Raw genomic sequence first — 18130 nt, forward strand, 5'->3', positions numbered from 1 at the left:
AGATGGCGACGGCGTTGAGCGGGCTGAGCCTGGCCAGAGATGTGGCCCGCGAATTGGGCATGCTGATGCCGCGCACGGTGGCCGGTCTGCGCGAGTCGACCGGGTGGTCCCCGCTCTCGCCGCGCGGTGCGCGTCAGTTCGGTGAGGCGATGCTCGATGAACTTGTGCTGAGCGGCTTTTCGCTGCTGGGCGCAAGCCCTGCACCGATGCGGCCGCTGGATGGATGTACCGCGGCGGCCGAGGAACTCTCCTCGTTGGGCATCGACCGGGCGCACGCCGAACCGAACCCGTTGCGGCCGACGTCGATTCGCAAGCGCAGCATCGCCGGCCTTGCCTACGAGCGGATGGCTTTCGAACACGACCCCGCATTGCCGGCCACGCTGGCGACCGAGGGTTTGAGCGGCCCGGCACGGGCGGTGGTGCACCTGTGCCGGCACGGTGACGGGCCCAGGCCGTGGCTGGTGTGGGTGCACGGCGCGGGCCAGGGTGGCACCGAAGACCTGCTGCTGTCCCGGATCGGACGCATACATCACAAGCTGGGGTACAACGTCGCGATGCCGGTGCAGCCGGGCCACGGTTGCCGGCGACGCCAATGGCCGGTCTATCCCGACATGGATCCGCTGGGCAACGTGGCGGGAATGATGCGCGTGGTTTCCGAGGTGCGCGCCGTCGTGCGCTGGGTGCGGCCGCAGGCCACGGCCGTTGTGGTGGCGGGGATTTCGATGGGAAGCCCGGTGGCCGCGCTGGTCTCCCACCTGGAGAAGCAGACCGACGCGGTCGCGCTCTACACGCCCATCCTGGGGCTCAACGCCATGATCGCGCGGCACCTGCAACGGTGGGGCTCATCGCGCGAGGGATTCCGCGAGCTGCTGGAATCGCCGACGGTCACGGAGCTGACCTCGGTGATCGATCCCTTGGCGGCCATTCCGTCCCCGCCGCCGCAGCGCCGGCTCATCGTCGGGGCGTGGCACGACCGGATGGCGATGCGCGAGCCCGCCGACGCGCTGCAGGAGCGCTGGGGCGGCCGACTGTACTGGTACGACGGCAGCCACGTCGGGCACATCTTCTCGCGACGGGTGCAGCGCATCACCGACCGATTCCTGGCCGAGGTGGCCGCGCTGAAAGCAGACGACGCGGTGCCCGACTGATGGCACCTACGTGGACCGCGCGAACCGTGGTCGAGCTCTACAACCTCGTCGTGTGGAACGAACGCAACATCGAGCTGGCCGAGGAATTGTTGGGCGACACCGTGATTCGCCATGAGGTCGGTGGTGTGCGTACCCTGACCCACGCCGAAGCGGTGCAGCGGGTGGTGGACATGTGGGAGCTGGCCGATTCGCTGCACTTCGACCTCAACATCGTCATCGAGGGCGACGACGGCGAGCACGTGGCGATCGTCTACGACTCGACGATCACCACCAAGGACGGCACCGAGGCCAACATCGCCAGCATCGAGGTGTTCCGCGTGGTCGATGGCAAGATAACCGAGGTGTGGAACGGCGGCTACCAGCAAGGGGTTTGGAATTGACTGACCGCACGCTTGATGAATTGGGTTTCTACCTGTTGGCCGGGGCGGGCGGTGAGGGCCCGGCGACGTTGATGGACGAGGCCCGCCGCGGCGAGAAACTCGGCTTCGGCACCGCCTTCATCTCCGAGCGGTGGAACGTCAAGGAGGCGTCGTCTCTGGTCGGGGCGGCCTGCGCGGTGACCAACCGGATGCAGATCGCCACCGCCGCAACCAATCACAACACCCGCCATCCGCTGATCACCGGGTCGTGGGCGACCACGATGCATCGCCTGTCGGGCGGCCGGTTCACCCTGGGCGTCGGCCGAGGCATCGCCGCGATCTACGGGGCCTTCGGCATCCCGGCGGTGACGACGGCGCAGATGGAGGACTGGGCCCAGGTCATGCGGCGGCTGTGGCAGGGCGAGCTGATCTTCAATCACGACGGCCCGATGGGCAAGTACCCCATCCTGTTTCTCGATCCCGACTTCAACGAGGATATTCGACTGGCGCTGGTGGCCTTCGGCCCCAACACCCTCGCGCTCGGGGGGCGCGTGTTCGACGACGTCATACTGCACACGTATTTCACCCCGGAGACCTTGCAGCGCAGTGTCAAAACCGTGAAGTCTGCCGCGGAGAAGGCCGGCCGTGACCCGGACAGCGTGCGGGTGTGGTCGTGCTTCGCCACCGTCGGTGACCATCTGCCCGAAGAACTTCGGCTGAAGAAGACCGTGGCGCGGCTGGCCACCTACCTGCAGGGCTACGGCGACCTGCTGGTGCAGACCAACAACTGGGATCCCGCTGTGCTGCAACGGTTTCGCGACGACCCCGTGGTCACCTCGATCGCGGGCGGGATCGATCACAAGGGCACCGCCGAGCAGATCGAGCACATCGCGACGCTGATCCCCGACGAATGGCTGGAGCCCTCGGCCACCGGGTCGGCGCAGCAGTGTGTGGATCGCATCCGCAAGGAATTCGACTACGGGGCCGACGCGGTCATCATGCACGGCGCCACCCCCGACGAGCTCGAGCCGATCGTCGCGGCCTACCGCGTCGCTAAGTAGCGCTCGGAAGAAACATCACGGCATGATGACGGTCCGGGTGACCGGTTCGGCGGCGGCCTGCCTGCTGGACAAGCCGCGCTTCAAGGACGCGAGCAACGCGTCGCGCGTCTCCCGGGGATCGATGAGTTCGTCGAAGCCCATGTGTTCGGCCGAGCGGAAGGACGCCTGCAACTCGGCGTTGCGCAGCTTGGCCGAGAGGTCCTCGCCGGCGTGTGAGGCGCGGCTGAGCGCCGCGGCGCTCATGGCGCCCATCGTCGCGCCGGGATAGGCGAACGTCGCGACCTGATGGTCGAAGCCCAACAGCGACATGACCATCGACCCGAACCCGTACGCCTTGCGCAGCGTCAGATGCAGCTTCAAGGTGGTGGCGGCCGTCTGCGCGGCGAACATCCGTGCCCCGGCACGCAGCACGCCGCTGCGCTCGGAGCGGCTGCCGGGCAGCATGCCGGGATTGTCGGCGAGGAAGACGATGGGCAGGTGGAACGAGTCGGACACCATGATGAAGTGTGCCGCCTTGTCGGCGGCGTCGGCGTCGATGGAGCCCGCCAGCACCTGAGGCTGGTTGGCCACCACCGCAACCGGGTGACCGCCGAGGTGGGCCAGTGCACAGATGATCGCCTTGCCGTACTGCGGCTGCACCTCGAACCAGTCTGGGCTGTCGAAGATGACGTCGAGTACGGCGCGCATGTCGTAGACGCGGCGGTTGTCCCGGGACACGATGTCGAGCAACTCCGGCGTCTGCCGCGGCTGGGCGGCCTCGTCGGCGGGCAACGGCGGCGGATAGGACCATGCGCTCGGCGGGAAGTAGGACAGATAGCGGCGGACGTCGTCGAGGACGGCCTCGTCGTCCTCGGCGACATTGTGGATCACGCCGCTCGGCAGGGCGACGGTCGGTCCACCGAGGTCCTCCTTCGAAATCTCTTCTCCGGTGGACTCTTTGACGACAGGCGGTCCGGCGGTAAAGATCGCCCCCTGCCTGCTCATGATCCGAAAGTCGCAGACCGGCGCCACCAGTGCGCCGTGCCCGGCCGAGGGGCCGAGCACGGCGGCGACGGTCGGGACTCGGCCCGAGCACTGCGCCTGGGCCAGCAGGTCGGTGGGGGTCCGGCCGTAATGGCCACCGGTGGGCCGGAAGCCGGCCCCCTCGAGCAGCATCACCAGCGGAATCTTGTCCCGCACCGCCAGTTCGGCGATGCGGTACCGCTTCGAGTTGCCACCGGGGCCGATGCTGCCCGCCATGGTGGTGAAGTCCTCGGCCCCCAGCATCACCGGTGAGCCGTTGATCTCCCCGGAGCCGACAACCAGGCCGTCGGCCGCGATCTCGCCGCCGACCAGGGTGCCCAGCTCGCGGAACGTGCCCGGGTCGAGCAGGTAGTCGATGCGCGCACGGGCGTCGAGCTTGCCCTTGCCGCGATGCTTGTCCAGCCGCTCCGGCCCGCCCATGTCCCACGCCTGCCGGCGGCGCCGCTCGAGATCCTCGAGCGTTTCTCCCCAATCCTGGGCTTTCGCCATTCCTATGTCCTACCTCATGGAGATTCGTCGCGACCAGTCCCAATGGTGGCGACCCGCCGCGCCCGGCTACGCCGCGCTTGCGATCGCCACCAGTCCTCATGGTGGCGACCCGCCGCGCCCGGCTACGCCGCGCTTGCGATCGCCACCAGTCCTCATGGTGGCGACCCGCCGCGCCCGGCTACGCCGCGCTTGCGATCGCCACGTTTGCAGGGTCACATACTGGATTGCTTACTGTAAAGTTACCCGCATGTCTGACGCCGCTCGTCGGGAGGTCGACCAGGCGTCCCAAATCGAGGAGTCTCACCAGTGAGCGCAACGACGATGGACGAGGCCGCGAAGCTCTTGGCGGACCCGTTGGCGTACACCGACGAGCGGCGGCTGCATGCCGCGCTGACCCACCTGCGCGCCAACGCCCCGGTGTCCTGGGTGGAGGTCCCGCATTACCGGCCGTTCTGGGCGATCACCAAACACGCCGACATCATGGATATCGAGCGCGAAAACATGCTCTTCACCAACTGGCCCCGGCCGGTGCTGACCACCGCCGAAGGTGACGAGATGCAGGCGGCCGCCGGGGTGCGCACGCTGATTCACCTGGACGACCCGCAGCACCGGGCGGTGCGCGCGATCGGCTCCGACTGGTTTCGCCCAAAGGCGATGCGGGCGTTGAAGGTTCGGGTGGACGAACTGGCCAAGACCTATGTCGACAAGATGATGGCGGCCGGCCCGGAATGTGACTTCGTCCAGGAGGTCGCGGTCAACTACCCGCTCTACGTCATCATGTCGCTGCTGGGGCTGCCCGAGGCCGATTTTCCGCGGATGCTCAAGCTGACCCAGGAGTTGTTCGGCAGTGACGACTCCGAATTCAAACGCGGGAGTAACAACGAGGATCAGCTGCCGGCGCTGTTCGACATGTTCGGGTACTTCAACGGTGTGACGGCGTCTCGTCGCGAGCACCCGACCGAGGACCTGGCGTCGGCGATCGCGAATGCCAGGGTCGACGGCGAACCGTTGTCGGACATCGACACGGTGTCCTACTACCTGATCGTGGCCACCGCGGGCCACGACACCACCAGCGCGACCATTTCCGGTGGGCTGCACGCCCTTATCGAGAACCCCGATCAATGTCGGCGCCTGCGCGACAACCTGGACCTGATGCCGCTGGCCACCGAGGAGATGATCCGCTGGGTGACACCGGTCAAGGAATTCATGCGGACCGCCGCCACGGACACCACCGTGCGGGGCGTGCCCATCGCCGCGGGCGATTCGGTGCTGCTGTCCTATGTTTCGGCCAACCGTGACGAGGACGTCTTCAGCGATCCGTTCCGCTTCGACGTCGGTCGCGACCCCAACAAGCACCTTGCCTTCGGTTACGGTGTGCACTTCTGCATGGGTGCGGCGCTGGCCCGCATGGAGGTCAACAGTTTCTTCTCCGAGTTGCTACCCCGCCTGGAATCCATTGAACTGACCGGTGACCCGGAATTGGTCGCCACCACCTTCGTGGGCGGCCTCAAACACCTGCCGGTGCGCTACTCGCTGACCTGAGCGCGGCCGCGCCGTTGCGTCGGGGGCCTAGCTACACTCCGGTGTGGAGGTCTCGCAATGACGCGCAGGACGATTGTCATCACGGGCGCCAGCGACGGCATCGGCGCAGCCGCGGCCCGTCGCCTCAGCCGCACCGGCAACCAGATCGTCGTGGTGGGCCGCTCCCCAACCAAGACCGCCGCGGTGGCCGCCGAATTGGACGCGGACTACTTCGTCGTCGATTACGCCGACCTGTCCCAGGTGCGAGCGCTGGCGGAAAAGATTCGTTCGCAATACCCGCGCATCGACGTGTTGCTCAACAATGCGGGCAGGATGGCCAGCAAGATCGAGCTGACCCCCGACGGCTACGAACGCACCTATCAGGTCAACTACCTGGCGCCATTCCTGCTGACCATAGGATTGCTGGATGTGCTGCTGGAGTCGCACGCCACGATCGTCAACACGACCAGCTCGTCGCACAAGCTGATTTTCCGGGCCACCGTCGACGACCTCGAGAACACCGCCAACCGCCGGCCGGCCGCCGCCTACGCATTGTCGAAGTTGGCAATCGTGTTGTTCACCAAGGAATTACACCGGCGCTACCATGCCCGCGGCCTTTCCGTCGCGACCGTGCATCCCGGCAACGTCAACTCCAACATCGGTGTCGCGTCGGGTTCGCAATTCCTGGTTTTCATGCAGCGGTACACCCCGGCGGTGCTGTTCATCTCGACCCCGGACCAGGGCGCCGACCAGTTGGTGCGGCTGGCGTCGAGCGCACCGGGTCTGGAGTGGGCGCCCGGCGCGTACTACGCCAAGCGCAAGATCGCCAACAGCAGCCGCCTGGCGGAGAACCCGCGATTGGCCGCTGAACTGTGGGAGCGCACCGCGTCCAGGCTCGGTTGACGCTCCCGCCGGGGTGATCTTCGATACTCACTAGTATCTAACCGATACCGACCGGTATGCTGCTGCACATGTCACCTGTCAAGCCGCTTCGCAGCCGCCCCACCCGGGGCGAGGTTCGCGACCGGATCCTGGACGCGGCGTCGAAGGTTTTCGCCGCCGAAGGGTTCGCCGGTGCCACCATCGACGCCATCGGCCAAGCCGCGGGCTTCACCAAGGGCGCGGTGTATTCGAATTTCGAATCCAAGGACGAGTTGTTCCTGGCCCTGCTCGACCGCGAGTTCGAGCTGCGCGGCGAGCAGATCGCGATTGCGCTGGACCGCAGCGACGGCGACCGCGCCGCGGCCGCGCGTGAGGTGAGCCGGTCGGTGCTCGACTCGGTCCGCGAACATTCCGACTACTACGTGCTGCTCGTCGAGTACTGGTTGCGGGCCCAGCGCGATCCACAGCTACGGGAACGCCTGATCGGGCGCCGCCGCGCCGCGGCCGACCAGGCGCTGCGCATCGTCGAATCGACCGACACCGTGCCGGGCGACCGGCGGCTGACCGACGTCGCCCAGCTCGTCGTCACGATCAACCTGGGGGTCGCGATGGAAGAGGTGCTGCGTCCCGGAACGATCAGCCCCGATCTGCTCGCGCAACTGATCACCGCACTGCTGGAATCGATTCCGGCGTAAAGGCAATGAGGGAAAACCACACGATGGATGCCAAGGACGAACCGGACGACATCGCACCGGTCATCACCGCCACCGGGTTGGGGGTCGACGGTGAGCACGGGCCACTGTTCTCGGGGGTCGACCTGACCCTGACGCCGGGTTTTCACGCGATCCAGATGCCCGGCGGGCACGGGCAGACCACCCTGCTGCTGACACTCGCGGGGCGTTTCAAGCCCAGTCATGGCACGCTCACCGTCCTCGGCGAGACAACCCCGCGCGCGATTCGCCGGCAGTGCTCCATCGCGGCCTTCGATGACATCGATGACCTGGAGGATTCGGTGACCGTGGGGACCGTGCTCGCCGAGCAGCGCCGGTGGCTGGCGCCGTGGTATTCATCGGTGCCGCTGCAATCGGGTCCGGCCGAGCTCACCGAGGTCTTCGGCGAGATGGCCCCGCCGTCGAACGACACCTACATCGTCGAACTGTCAGACCTCGAACTGTTCTTGCTGCGAATCGCGCTGGCGTTGCTGTCGAACCGTCCGATCCTGGTGGTCGGCGACCTCGAACAGGTTCGGGACAATTCCCGGCGAACGATCGCCGCCGACCGGCTCGGCGTGATCGCGAGGCAGCGCACCGTCGTCGTCGGGGTGACCAACCCGCTCGGCACGGACGCACCCGACCACGAACTACACGATCACCGCATCCTGACCGGAGAGGGCTGAAAGATGCTGGCTGGACTCGCCTTTGGCTCAGAGATCAAACGCTTCGGCCGTAGCCGACTGACGCGCGTGGCGATCGTTGTACTGATGCTGCTACCACTGGTGTACGGGGCGCTGTACCTCTGGGCGTTCTGGGATCCGTTCGGCCACACCAACAAGATGCCGGTGGCGCTGGTCAACTCCGACCGTGGCGCCGTCGTGTCCGGGCAGCAGTTCAACGCCGGCGCGGAGATCGCCAAGAGCCTGACCGCGGACGGCGGCCTGGACTGGCACGTCGTGGACCTCGCCGAGGCGCGCGACGGAGTCGACCACGGTAAGTACTACTTCATGGTCGAGCTGCCGCCGGACTTCAGCGCGGCGATCGCGTCGCCGGTGACCGGGCAACCCAAGAAGGCCAACCTGATCGCCGTCTACAACGACGCCAACAACTACATCTCGACAAGTATCGGCCGTACCGCCATCGGTCAGGTACTCAACGCCGTATCCAGCCGGATCTCGGGGCAGGCCGTCAATCAGATGTTGTCGGTGGTGGTTTCGTCGGGATCGGGTATCAAGCAGGCCGCAGACGGGGCGGCCCGACTCGATGACGGTGCCGGTCAGTTGGTGGCCGGCCTGGACAGCGCGCGGTCCGGCTCGGCGACGCTTGCCGCCGGTGCCAAGCAACTGTCAGACGGGATCAACCAGGCCACCGATCCGCTCCTGGCGGTGACCAAGGCGGTGTCCCAAATCGGCGGCAGCACGCAGCAATTGCAGCAGGGCGCCACCGCGCTTGCGCAGGCCAACGATCAGCTCGGCGCCATCGCCGCGGCGCAGGATGCCGCCGCGAGTTCGCTGTCATCGGTGATCGATCAGCTCTCCGCCCGACAGGATCCCCTGGCGAACAACCTGCGCGGCATCCAGGATCAGCTGCGGGGTCACCAGTTCACGCCCCAGATCCGCCAGCAGCTCACCGATGCGCAGAACGCGGCGATCGCCATGACATCGGGATTGCGTAACCCCGGCAGTCCGCTCGCGTCGGCTCTCGACCAGGTCGGCGGTAAGGGACAGGAGTTGACGAACAAGCTCACCCAACTGCGCGACGGGGCCCAGCAGGTCGCCACCGGTAGCGCCGAATTGGCCGGTGGCGTCGGCAAACTCGACGACGGCGCGCGCCAGCTCAAAGCGGGATCGGCCGAGCTGGCGACCAAACTCGCCGAGGGGGCCAAGCAGGTACCCAACTGGACAAGCCAGCAAAAGGATGCGGTCGCCGACACCATCGGCGGTCCGGTGCAACTCGAGGCTTCACATGAGAACGCCGCGCCCAACTTCGGCACCGGGATGGCTCCGTTCTTCCTCACGCTCGCCCTGTTCTTTGGCGCCTTGGTGCTGTGGATGGTGCTGCGGCCCTTGCAGACTCGCGCGATCGCCGCGGAGGTGCTCGCGATCCGCGTGGTGCTCGCCAGCTACCTGCCCGCCGCCGCGATCGCGGTATTCCAGGCGGTCATACTCTATTGCGTGGTCCGGTTCGCTCTCGGTGTGCACGCGGTGCACCCGGCGGCCATGCTGGGGTTCATGATGCTGATTTCCGCCGCGTTCGTGGCCGCCACGCAAGCCATCAATGCGCTGGTTGGTCCAGCGGTGGGCCGGGTGCTGATCATGGCCCTGCTCATGTTGCAGCTCGTCAGCGCGGGCGGCTTGTATCCCGTGGAGACCACCTCGCGGCCGTTCCAGGTACTGCACCGCTTCGACCCGATGACCTACGGCGTCAACGGACTCCGGCAGCTGATACTCGGCGGTGTCGACGCCCGGCTATGGCAGGCGATCACGGTGCTGGCCGGGATAACGGCTGTCGCACTGGCGATCTCGTGCCTGTCGGCGCGCAGAGACCGGCTCTGGAATCTCAGCAGGCTGATTCCCGCGATCAAGATATAGCCGGCGTGTTTCAGCAGATCCCGAAATCGATGATGCCCCGCACGATTCTGCCGTCGAGCAAATCGTCGTAGGCGTCGTTGACCTCGTCGAGGCGATAGCGCTTGGTGATCATCTCGTCGAGTTGGAGCTGGCCCGTCTCATAAAGCTTGGCCAGCCTAGAGATGTCCGCCTTGGGGTTGCACGAGCCGAATATGGTGCCCGCCAACGTCTTGTTCATCAGGATGAAGTCCTGCAGGTCGATCTTGACCGACCGGGTCAACTGCGAGGTCATGCCGGTCAGCACGCAGGTGCCGCCCTTGCGGGTGAGCTTCACCGCGTCGCGTACGTCTGCCGGAGTGATCAGCGACGGCGAGACCACCACCGCGTCGGCCATCACCCCATAGGTCAGACCGCGCACCAGGTCCAGCGCCTCGTCGATCGTCGCCGCGGCGTGCGTCGCGCCGAACTGCAGCGCCGACTTCTGCTTGAAGTCCACCGGGTCGACGGCCACGATCTGGGCGGCGCCGTTGATCCGGGCGCCTTGGATCGCGCCCGTCCCGATCCCGCCCACACCGATCACCGCGACGGTGTCCCCGGCGCGCATGTTCGACCGGTTGGCGACGGAGCCGTAACCGGTTGGGATGGCACAGGACAGCAGCGCGCTCGACGTCAGCGGCAGGTGTGGCTCGATCTTCACCAGTGAATTCGTCGACACCACAGTGTGTTCGGCGAATGCGCCGATCTTGGCGATGTGACCGAGGTTGCGGCCGTCGGCGGTGTGGTGGCGGAAGGTGCCGTCCGTCGGCATCCCCGGGATCATGGTGCCGATGCCGACGTCGCACAGGTACTCGATTCCGGTGGCGCACCAACGGCATTGGCCGCATACGGCGACGAACGACATCACCACGTGATCACCCGGCGCGAAGTCGGTGACGCCGGGGCCGACCTCACGCACGATGCCGGATCCCTCGTGACCGCCGATCGTCGGGAACATGGTCGGCAGCCCCATGGATCGCATCACCTCATTGGGCGCCGACATGTCGCCCTTGAGGATGTGGTCGTCGGAATGGCACAAGCCGGCGGCCGCCATCTGTACCAGGACCTCGCCGGCCTTGGGGGGATCGAGTTCGAATTCCTCGACGGACCACGGCCCACCGACGTCGTGCAGGATCGCCGCGCGGCTTCTCATGCGGCGGGGGCGAACGTGACCGGAAGCTTGTTCGGCGACCGGAAGGTGAGCCCGACGATCTTGGATTCCTCGCCGGTTCCGTCGTCGGGCACGAACGCCAGCCGTTCGACACGGTCGAACAGGCTGTTCAGCATGACGCGCGTTTCCAGCCGTGCCAGGTGCATGCCGAGGCACATGTGGATACCGCCGGCGAAGGCGATGTGGGACTGGCGCGGCCGGCGAATGTCGAAGGTGTTCGGATCGGTCCAGCGGCTCTCGTCGCGATTGGCCGAACCCATACACATGTCGATCTGCGCCTCGGCCGGGATTGTCTTGCCGCCGATTTCGACCTCTTCGGTCGTGGTCCGCATGACCATGGTCAGGGGCGTCTCGTACCGCAGGCCTTCCTCGATCGCCATCGGTATCAGCGACCGATCCTGATACACCATCGCCAGTTGTTCGGGATGGGTCAGCAACAGGTACAGCAGGTTGCCCGACGAGCGATAGGTGGTCTCCAGGCCGGCCGGCAACAACAACCGCAAGAAGGCGATGATGGCCTCGTCGGTGAGCTTTTCCCCGTCGATCTCGGCGGCAACCAGGTCGCCGATGATGTCATCGGTCAGTTTGCGCCGGCGCTGTTCGACTTGTTTGAGGAAGTAGTCGTAGAGCTCGGTGGCGGCGTTCAACCCCGCCACGATGTCGGTGGGGATCGAGATCAGGTCGAGGGACAGACGCCGGAACAGGTCGAGATCCTCGGCGGGCAGCCCGAGCAGCGTCGAGATGATCCGGGTGGGAAATTCGAAGGTCACCGCCTTCACCAGATCGGCGTGGCCGTCATTCTTGATTTCGTCGACGAGTTGGTCGCAGACCGGCCCGATGACCTTCGGCTCCCAGCGCTCCAGCGCCGTCGCGCGGAACGCTTTGGCCACCAGGTTGCGGTGGTCATGGTGTTCCCTGCCGCCCATCGCCAGGATGGTGTGTCCCATCACCAGCCCGATCGTCTTGTCGTACGCGGCCGAGGTGAAGACGCGGTCGTCGCGAAAAGCTTGGGAGACACCGTCGTAACCGAACAGGACCCATTCGTCGTTGGGCCGCAGCTCTTCTGGCAACTGGCTGTTGTCGCTCAGGGAACCGTGCCATACCGGGTCGGTGTGGCGCATGTACTCAAAGAAGGGATAGGGGCTGGTTTCGCCGGTGAAATCCAATGAAACGACGGGCTGCCCGTGCGGGCCAGTGCTGAGCGTCATCAGCGCTCCTCCTGAGACAACCGATAAGGCCGTTCACGCGGACCAAAAGCGAGTGCCCGCGAAGTCCACGGCGGGTGGAACCGAGCGGAAAATAGCTATCATAGTATAGATAGCAACGTAGCCCAATGGCTCGGACGCTTTCCGTCGCACTGCCGACGCGCGGCACGTTCCACCCCGGCAAGCACCTCGTGTGCCGACCCCTGAAAACGCGGGTCTACCTTGAAGGTGGTTTCCGGTAAGGCCTACCTTCCGAAACCGCCGATGAGCCTGCACGACGAGCCCGAAAAATGAGTGGACATGACACAGACGAATCTGGCCCGGCCACACGGCCTCACTCGCATCGATCCGGTGCTGCGCGACGCCGCCGTGGCGTTGGGTGCCTTCGAATTCCGCGCCGAGACGCTTCCGGCCGAGCGTGAACACGCCAACCTGCTGGCCGCCCAGCGCGCCGCGTCGGCCGACACCACCGGCGTGTCCATCGACTCCCGATCCATCGCCGGCCCGGACGGTCAGCAACTGGAGCTGCGGTTGTATCGCGGCCACACCGAATCCGCCGCGCCGGTGGTGATCTACGCCCACGGCGGCGGGTTCGTCACCGGAAACCTGGAGACCGACCACGCGCACTGCGTGGAGTTGGCGCGTGACGGCGGCTGCCTGGTCGTGTCGGTCGACTACCGGCTCGCGCCGGAACATCCGTGCCCGGCGGCGCTCGACGACGTCGAAGCGGCCTTGCGCTACGCGGTCGACAACAGCGCGGAGCTGGATGCTGACGCCGCCCGCATCGCGGTAATGGGCCGAGACGCCGGTGCGGCGCTGGTCGCCGGACTGACCCAGCGCATGTTCGACCAGGAAGGTCCGGCGATTCTGATGCAGATCCTGCACCAGCCGATGCTCGATTCCGACGCCACGTCCTCGCGTCGGGAATTCCAGCGGACCCCGGGCCTCAACGGTCCGGCGGTGAGCCGGGCGTGGAACCACTACCTCGGCCACGCCAGCGCCAACGGTCAGCACGTCCCCGCGCACCGCGCCAACCTCGAAGGGCTGCCGCCGACGTTCGTCAGCTGCTCCGAGATCGATCCCTGTCGCGACGAGGCCATCGACTACGCCAACCGGCTGTTGCACGCCTACGTCCATACCGAATTGCATGTGATCGCCGCGACCTTCCACGGTTTCGACTCGATGGTGCCGGATTGGGTTGTTTCCCAGGAGAATCGGGCGCTGCATGCGCAGGCCGTGCGCCGCGTATTCGCCATGTAGCGCAGCCGCGGCCCCGGTGATGCCGGATGCCGCGGCGGATTCGCGGGACGGCGTGCCCGTCCCCATTTTTACCGACTGAACTCCGGTATCTCTTACCGTATTGGGCGTTGCTAACATCAGAAACGCCAGCCAACCGAGGACCGATCGGGCGGATGATCAAACACTCAAACCGTTTCCGTTGCAGCCGCAGCGATCGAATGTCAAGAAGGATCCCCTCGGCACCATGACGACCCTCGACTCTCCGGAGAAGATTCTTTTCACCTCGACCACCCAGGCCTTTTTGGACAAGGAAGCGCCGCTGCGCCGGGTGCGGGAGCTGCATGCCGAGGGCACCTCGTTCGACCCCGCATGGTGGCGGCGCGCCGCGGAGCTCGGCTGGACCGCTCTGTTGGTCCCGGAGGAGTTGGGCGGCGGAAGCGTGTCGGGGAACGGCTTCGCCGACCTGGCCACGGTCGCCGAACAACTCGGGAAGACGGTGGCGCCAGGGCCGCTGTATCCGGTCAGCACCGTGCTCGCCGGGCTTGTCGAGTGCGCAGATTCCGGCGAGCATGCCGAGACCATCGAGGCGCTGGTCTCCGGTGAAACCGTGGCGTCGTGGGCGGTGTGTGAGCCGGGCCAGGGCTGGGCACCGCTGAATCCCTCGGTGACGGCCACCGAGGCCGAATCCGGTTACCGCATCGACGGCATCAAGGACCGTGTCGAGGCGGGCGCCCAGAGTGCGGTGCTGCTGGTGGTGGCGCGCAGCGGCGCGCAGATCCGTCAGTTCCTGGTCCCGACGGACGCGCCTGGCGTCCGGATCGAACCCCAGCAGTCGGTCGATCTGGTCAAGCAATACGCCCGCGTGCACTTCGACGGGGTCGTGGTGCCGCACTCCGCGGCCGTCGGCACCGCCGACGAGGCGGCGGCGCTCGTCGAGCGCCAGAGCCAGATCGCCCAGGTGCTGCAATGCGCCGAGGTGGTCGGTGCTCTGCAGACGGTGTTCGACTTCACGGTGCAGTGGGCGCTGGACCGGCACACGTTCGGTCGTCCGCTGGCGTCCTACCAGGCCCTCAAACACAAGTTCGCCGACATGAAGCTCTGGCTGGAGGCCTGTCGCGCCACCACCTCGGCGGCGGTCGCCGACGTGGCGGCCCGCGCGCCGCAAGCGAACCTGTCGGCCAGCATCGCCAAGTCCTACGTGGGTGAGATGGCGGGCCAGATCGTCCAGGCCTGTGTGCAGATGCACGGTGGCATCGGCGTCACCTGGGAACACGACCTGCACCTGTACCTGCGTCGGATCACGTTGTACCGCGGCATGTTCGGCACGCCGGAGGAACACAATCTGCGCGTGTACGAGTTCGAGAAGGCGGGTCGTTCGGCGAAATGATGAAGACGAGATGACGTCAACCGAGTCCGTTGCGCAGTTCGCCGCGCGGGCCAGGGCATGGCTCGCGGCCAACATGCCCGCCATCGACCGTGACACCCCGCCGGCCGCGCTACGTGACGACGAACGGTCGTGGTTGCGAGCCCGGGAACTGCAAAAGCGGTTGTACGAAGGCGGATTCGCCGGCATCTGCTTCCCCCGCGAGTACGGCGGCCTGGGGCTGGACTACGAATACCAGAAGGCCTTCGACGTCGAATCCCTCGACTACGAGATGCCGCTGATCCTCAACACCCCAACGTTCACCATCTGCTGCGCCACGCTGCTCGACACCGGCAGTGAAGACCAGAAGAAGCGGCACATCGCCGCCGCGCTGCGCGGCGAGGAGGTGCTGGTGCAGTTGTTGAGCGAACCCAGCGGCGGATCGGATCTGGCCGGCGTCCTCACCCGCGCCGAGCGCCGCGGCGATCGTTGGATCATCAACGGCGCCAAGACCTGGAGCACGAGTGCGTTCGCCGCCGATTACGGCCTGTGTTTGGCCCGCACCAATTGGGAGGTGCCCAAGCACGAGGGCCTGACAATGTTCCTGGTGCCCATCGCGCATCCGGGAATCACGTTGCGGCACATCACGATGCTCAGCGGTTCCACCGAGTTCTGCGAGGAGTTCCTCGACGGGGTGGACGTGGGAGACGACGCCGTGGTCGGCGAGGTCAACGGTGGCTGGGCGGTGGCCTCGCGGCAGCTCTACCACGAGCGCCGAGCGGTGGGCCAGGGGTCCGAGTTCGCCAGTGGCGGTGGCAGCGAGGGCGGCAACGCGATTCCGGTCGACTATGTGGCCCTTGCGGAGAAAACCGGGCAGGCCGACGACGAACGCGTGCAGGAGATGGCCGGTCGCGCCCTGGTGCACCGCGCGGTGGCCGAGCAACTGATCGGTCACGTGTACCGCAGCGTCAGAGACGGCGCGCTGCCGCCGGCCGCCGGGACGCTCATCCGGCTGTTTCACTCCGAGACCACGACGACCGATGTCGACACGGCGCTGGCGATCGCGGGAAGTGCCGGAGTCGTCGGTGAAACCGGCGCCGGACTCGAAACGGGTCTGCGCTATTTGTCCCGGCAGACCGTCGCCATCGGCGGCGGCACCACCGAGATGGCCCGCAACGTCATCGGCGAGCGGGTGCTGGGCTTCCCCCGGGAGTACGCCGCCGACCGCGCAGTGCCATTCAACCAGGTGCGGCACGGCGACCGGGCCGACCGGGCTTAACCCTCGGCGACGACGTTCTCGGCCAGGCCGCTCACCACCGGGATCTGGACCAGTGACAAGACGTGGTGTGCCGGGCTGGCCGGCGGGGCCACCAACACGTATTCACTGCCTTGCCGCTGGGCCCGCTCGCGGGCGGCGGCCAGTGCGCTGACGCCCGCCGATCCCAGGTGGGTGACGGCACTGAGGTCGACCGTCAACGGTGCGACGCCGGAACGGCTTTCGACTGCGATCTGACGGTCCAGGATGGATGCGGTGCTGGAGTCGACGTCGCCACCGACCACGATGCGGCCCGGTTCGCTGACCTCGGAGACGAATTCCGCGTTGACCGTACGCCGCTCGGCCGCCCGGCTGATCACGGAATCGGTGACGAAACTCGCCGGTCGCGAGAGGCGGTGCGTCACACTGGCGGTCGTTCCCTCGGTTCCGTGGCGGACGTGCGCTTCCGACACCAGAGCCTCGGCCATGGCAAGGCCACGCCCACGCCCTGTCTCGCCCTCGCGGTAATCCTTCCACCGGCCGCGGTCGCTCACCGAGGCGTGCAGGTTGCCATCGCCGGACAGCGTCGCCTCCACCACAACGCCGTCGGTGACCTCCGTGGCATACCCGTGCTCGACCGCGTTTTCGACGAACTCCGAGATCGCGTGCACCACATCGGAGATGTCGTCCGCGTCGGCGCCCACCTCCGATAACCATTGGCGCAGGCGGGTGCGTACGGTGCGCGCCGCACGGATCGTCGCGTCCAGTGTCAGGTGCAGCGGCGCGGGCGCCGTCCGGCGTTGTGCCGCAAGGAGTGTCACGTCGTCGCTGTAGCCGGTCGACCGCAGCAGCAATTCCAGTGTCTCCGAACAGATGCGGTCGATCGCCCGTTGCGAGGATTCGATGACGAAGCCGCGTTGTCCGCCGGCGATGTTCGCGGCCAGCTCGGCGAATTCGGCGGTGCTGGCGCCCGGTGGCCGGCCGGGTCTTTCGATCAAACCGTCGGTGTAGAGCAGGATCGAGTCGCCCACGTCGAGGAATTCGGTGCGCACCGGAAAACCGGTGCCGCTGCCGAGGGGTCCTGCGCCCGATGGTTCGAGGTAGCGCGCGGTGGCGTCCGCCGACACCAGCAGCGGCGGCGGGTGTCCCGCCGTGCAGTACCGGAATTCGCCGGTGGCGAAGTCCAGCGAGCCGACGCAGATGGTGGCCGTGTTGGAGCCGGGGACGTGCTTGCGGAATCGGTCGACGGCCTCGAGCGCTTCGGCGATCGGGTATCCCGCAACGACCTGCATCCGCAGCGCGGTACGCAGCTGCGACATCACCGCGGCCGCTTTGACGCCATGGCCGACGACGTCACCGACGACGAGCACCAGCCGGTCGCCGAGCGGTATCGCGTCGAACCAGTCGCCGCCGGCCGCGGTGTCCTCCGCGGCGACGAGGTACTGCGCGGTCACGTCCGCGCCGGGGGTTACGGGCACCGAGGGTGCCAGCAGTGCCTGCTGCATGACGGTGGCGGAATCGCGGACGTTGCGGTACCGCTCGGAGAGTTCCTCGAGGCGCGCTTCGGCGGCCATTCGCGTCTGCACGCGGCCGGTGACGTCGACGAAGGCAAGCTGCACGCCTTCGATCGAGCCGTCCTCCGCCCGGCGCGGCGTGACGATGAAGTCGAAGAAATGTTCCTGCGCCTGCCCCGCCCCGTCGAAGTCGGCCTGGACCCGCCATTCCGTGCCCGACTGTGGCTCGCCCGTTTGATATACCCGGTCGAACATGTGAAGGATTTCCTGGCTCTCCAGCTCGGGATAGATGTCGCGCACAAATAGCCCGATGGAGTCAATCGGCGGACTGAGTTTGCGGTACGCCGCGTTGACCGCGACAAATCGGTGGTCGGGCCCCTCGAGCCCGACCAACAGCGCGGGGACGTTCTCGAAGACGCGGCGCACGTCCTCGGCCGCACCGACGGTTCTGTCCCAGTCTTTTTCGGCCACCATCTGGCCGTCCTCCTAGCAGCTCCGAGCGGCCCGCCAACCAAGGGCCGACTCGAAAACCGGGTCAATCGGTTGACCTAATTTGCACACGTAGTTGTTCACATTAGCAA

Annotated in this window: 15 protein-coding genes; 11 read left to right on the forward strand and 4 right to left on the reverse strand. The window is 66.7% G+C overall.

From position 1 onward, the window contains the following. Positions 1 to 2: 2 nt before the first annotated feature. Genes DQP58_RS00365 through DQP58_RS00375 form a run of 3 tightly spaced genes read left to right on the forward strand, consistent with a single transcriptional unit; the run spans position 3 to position 2568 of the window. On the forward strand, positions 3 to 1148 hold the full coding sequence (locus DQP58_RS00365) for a PHB depolymerase family esterase (protein ID WP_112706550.1): 1146 nt from the start codon (positions 3 to 5) through the stop codon (positions 1146 to 1148). Beyond that, the gene (locus DQP58_RS00370) at positions 1148 to 1528 is read left to right on the forward strand and encodes a nuclear transport factor 2 family protein (protein WP_112706551.1); all 381 of its coding nucleotides are present in this window, start codon (positions 1148 to 1150) and stop codon (positions 1526 to 1528) included. The genes DQP58_RS00365 and DQP58_RS00370 overlap by 1 nt, the downstream gene beginning before the upstream one ends. Continuing rightward, positions 1525 to 2568, forward strand: coding sequence for a TIGR03857 family LLM class F420-dependent oxidoreductase (locus DQP58_RS00375; protein WP_112706552.1), 1044 nt, complete (start codon positions 1525 to 1527; stop codon positions 2566 to 2568). Before DQP58_RS00370 ends, DQP58_RS00375 begins: the two co-directional genes overlap by 4 nt. 15 nt (positions 2569 to 2583) lie before the next feature. Here the strand turns inward: DQP58_RS00375 and DQP58_RS00380 are convergent, their stop codons facing one another. Next, a complete protein-coding gene (locus DQP58_RS00380; RefSeq protein WP_112706553.1) occupies positions 2584 to 4080 on the reverse strand; it encodes an acyl-CoA carboxylase subunit beta in 1497 nt (498 codons plus the stop codon). Between the two features lie 321 nt (positions 4081 to 4401). Here DQP58_RS00380 and DQP58_RS00390 point away from each other — a divergent pair, with 321 nt between their 5' ends. The 5 genes from DQP58_RS00390 to DQP58_RS00410 are packed head-to-tail and all read left to right on the forward strand — an operon-like array spanning position 4402 to position 9787. Then, the gene (locus DQP58_RS00390) at positions 4402 to 5622 is read left to right on the forward strand and encodes a cytochrome P450 (protein WP_112706651.1); all 1221 of its coding nucleotides are present in this window, start codon (positions 4402 to 4404) and stop codon (positions 5620 to 5622) included. 57 nt (positions 5623 to 5679) lie between these two features. Then, positions 5680 to 6504, forward strand: coding sequence for an SDR family NAD(P)-dependent oxidoreductase (locus DQP58_RS00395; protein ID WP_112706554.1), 825 nt, complete (start codon positions 5680 to 5682; stop codon positions 6502 to 6504). 56 nt (positions 6505 to 6560) lie between these two features. Next, a complete protein-coding gene (locus DQP58_RS00400; RefSeq protein WP_112706555.1) occupies positions 6561 to 7178 on the forward strand; it encodes a TetR/AcrR family transcriptional regulator in 618 nt (205 codons plus the stop codon). Between the two features lie 5 nt (positions 7179 to 7183). Then, positions 7184 to 7879 (forward strand): hypothetical protein, encoded by a 696-nt coding sequence (locus tag DQP58_RS00405; RefSeq protein WP_430915678.1) that lies wholly within the window; start codon positions 7184 to 7186, stop codon positions 7877 to 7879. A 3-nt stretch (positions 7880 to 7882) separates the two neighbouring features. Further along, complete coding sequence (locus tag DQP58_RS00410; protein ID WP_112706557.1) at positions 7883 to 9787, forward strand: YhgE/Pip domain-containing protein; 1905 nt, start codon at positions 7883 to 7885, stop codon at positions 9785 to 9787. Positions 9788 to 9797: 10 nt separating this feature from the next. Here the strand turns inward: DQP58_RS00410 and DQP58_RS00415 are convergent, their stop codons facing one another. Next, entirely contained in the window at positions 9798 to 10955 is a 1158-nt protein-coding gene (locus tag DQP58_RS00415; protein ID WP_112706558.1) for a Zn-dependent alcohol dehydrogenase, read from the reverse strand. Further along, positions 10952 to 12181, reverse strand: a complete 1230-nt coding sequence (locus DQP58_RS00420; RefSeq protein ID WP_112706559.1) for a cytochrome P450 — start codon at positions 12179 to 12181, stop codon at positions 10952 to 10954. The genes DQP58_RS00415 and DQP58_RS00420 overlap by 4 nt, the downstream gene beginning before the upstream one ends. A 297-nt stretch (positions 12182 to 12478) precedes the next feature. Between DQP58_RS00420 and DQP58_RS00425 the strand changes: the two genes are divergently transcribed. From DQP58_RS00425 to DQP58_RS00435, 3 genes are all read left to right on the forward strand, one after another. After that, positions 12479 to 13438 (forward strand): alpha/beta hydrolase, encoded by a 960-nt coding sequence (locus DQP58_RS00425; protein ID WP_112706560.1) that lies wholly within the window; start codon positions 12479 to 12481, stop codon positions 13436 to 13438. Between the two features lie 223 nt (positions 13439 to 13661). After that, complete coding sequence (locus tag DQP58_RS00430) at positions 13662 to 14804, forward strand: acyl-CoA dehydrogenase family protein (protein ID WP_112706652.1); 1143 nt, start codon at positions 13662 to 13664, stop codon at positions 14802 to 14804. A 10-nt stretch (positions 14805 to 14814) separates the two neighbouring features. Further along, complete coding sequence (locus tag DQP58_RS00435) at positions 14815 to 16059, forward strand: acyl-CoA dehydrogenase family protein (RefSeq protein ID WP_112706561.1); 1245 nt, start codon at positions 14815 to 14817, stop codon at positions 16057 to 16059. Here the strand turns inward: DQP58_RS00435 and DQP58_RS00440 are convergent. Further along, a complete protein-coding gene (locus DQP58_RS00440) occupies positions 16056 to 18023 on the reverse strand; it encodes a SpoIIE family protein phosphatase (RefSeq protein ID WP_112706562.1) in 1968 nt (655 codons plus the stop codon). The two genes, DQP58_RS00435 and DQP58_RS00440, sit on opposite strands and share 4 nt — an antisense overlap. Positions 18024 to 18130: the final 107 nt, after the last annotated feature.

This window comes from Mycobacterium colombiense, assembly GCF_003284975.1.
GTDB lineage: Bacteria > Actinomycetota > Actinomycetes > Mycobacteriales > Mycobacteriaceae > Mycobacterium > Mycobacterium europaeum_A.

What these genes read in the sequence shown, in the direction of transcription:
- DQP58_RS00365 (WP_112706550.1), top strand. Translation starts at nt 3, where the DNA reads ATGGCGACGGCGTTGAGCGGGCTGAGCCTGGCCAGAGATGTGGCCCGC.
- DQP58_RS00370 (WP_112706551.1), top strand. Translation starts at nt 1,148, where the DNA reads ATGGCACCTACGTGGACCGCGCGAACCGTGGTCGAGCTCTACAACCTC.
- DQP58_RS00380 (WP_112706553.1), bottom strand. Translation starts at nt 4,080, where the DNA reads ATGGCGAAAGCCCAGGATTGGGGAGAAACGCTCGAGGATCTCGAGCGG.
- DQP58_RS00390 (WP_112706651.1), top strand. Translation starts at nt 4,402, where the DNA reads ATGGACGAGGCCGCGAAGCTCTTGGCGGACCCGTTGGCGTACACCGAC.
- DQP58_RS00395 (WP_112706554.1), top strand. Translation starts at nt 5,680, where the DNA reads ATGACGCGCAGGACGATTGTCATCACGGGCGCCAGCGACGGCATCGGC.
- DQP58_RS00400 (WP_112706555.1), top strand. Translation starts at nt 6,561, where the DNA reads ATGCTGCTGCACATGTCACCTGTCAAGCCGCTTCGCAGCCGCCCCACC.
- DQP58_RS00405 (WP_430915678.1), top strand. Translation starts at nt 7,184, where the DNA reads ATGAGGGAAAACCACACGATGGATGCCAAGGACGAACCGGACGACATC.
- DQP58_RS00410 (WP_112706557.1), top strand. Translation starts at nt 7,883, where the DNA reads ATGCTGGCTGGACTCGCCTTTGGCTCAGAGATCAAACGCTTCGGCCGT.
- DQP58_RS00415 (WP_112706558.1), bottom strand. Translation starts at nt 10,955, where the DNA reads ATGAGAAGCCGCGCGGCGATCCTGCACGACGTCGGTGGGCCGTGGTCC.
- DQP58_RS00420 (WP_112706559.1), bottom strand. Translation starts at nt 12,181, where the DNA reads ATGACGCTCAGCACTGGCCCGCACGGGCAGCCCGTCGTTTCATTGGAT.
- DQP58_RS00425 (WP_112706560.1), top strand. Translation starts at nt 12,479, where the DNA reads ATGACACAGACGAATCTGGCCCGGCCACACGGCCTCACTCGCATCGAT.
- DQP58_RS00430 (WP_112706652.1), top strand. Translation starts at nt 13,662, where the DNA reads ATGACGACCCTCGACTCTCCGGAGAAGATTCTTTTCACCTCGACCACC.
- DQP58_RS00435 (WP_112706561.1), top strand. Translation starts at nt 14,815, where the DNA reads ATGACGTCAACCGAGTCCGTTGCGCAGTTCGCCGCGCGGGCCAGGGCA.
- DQP58_RS00440 (WP_112706562.1), bottom strand. Translation starts at nt 18,023, where the DNA reads ATGGTGGCCGAAAAAGACTGGGACAGAACCGTCGGTGCGGCCGAGGAC.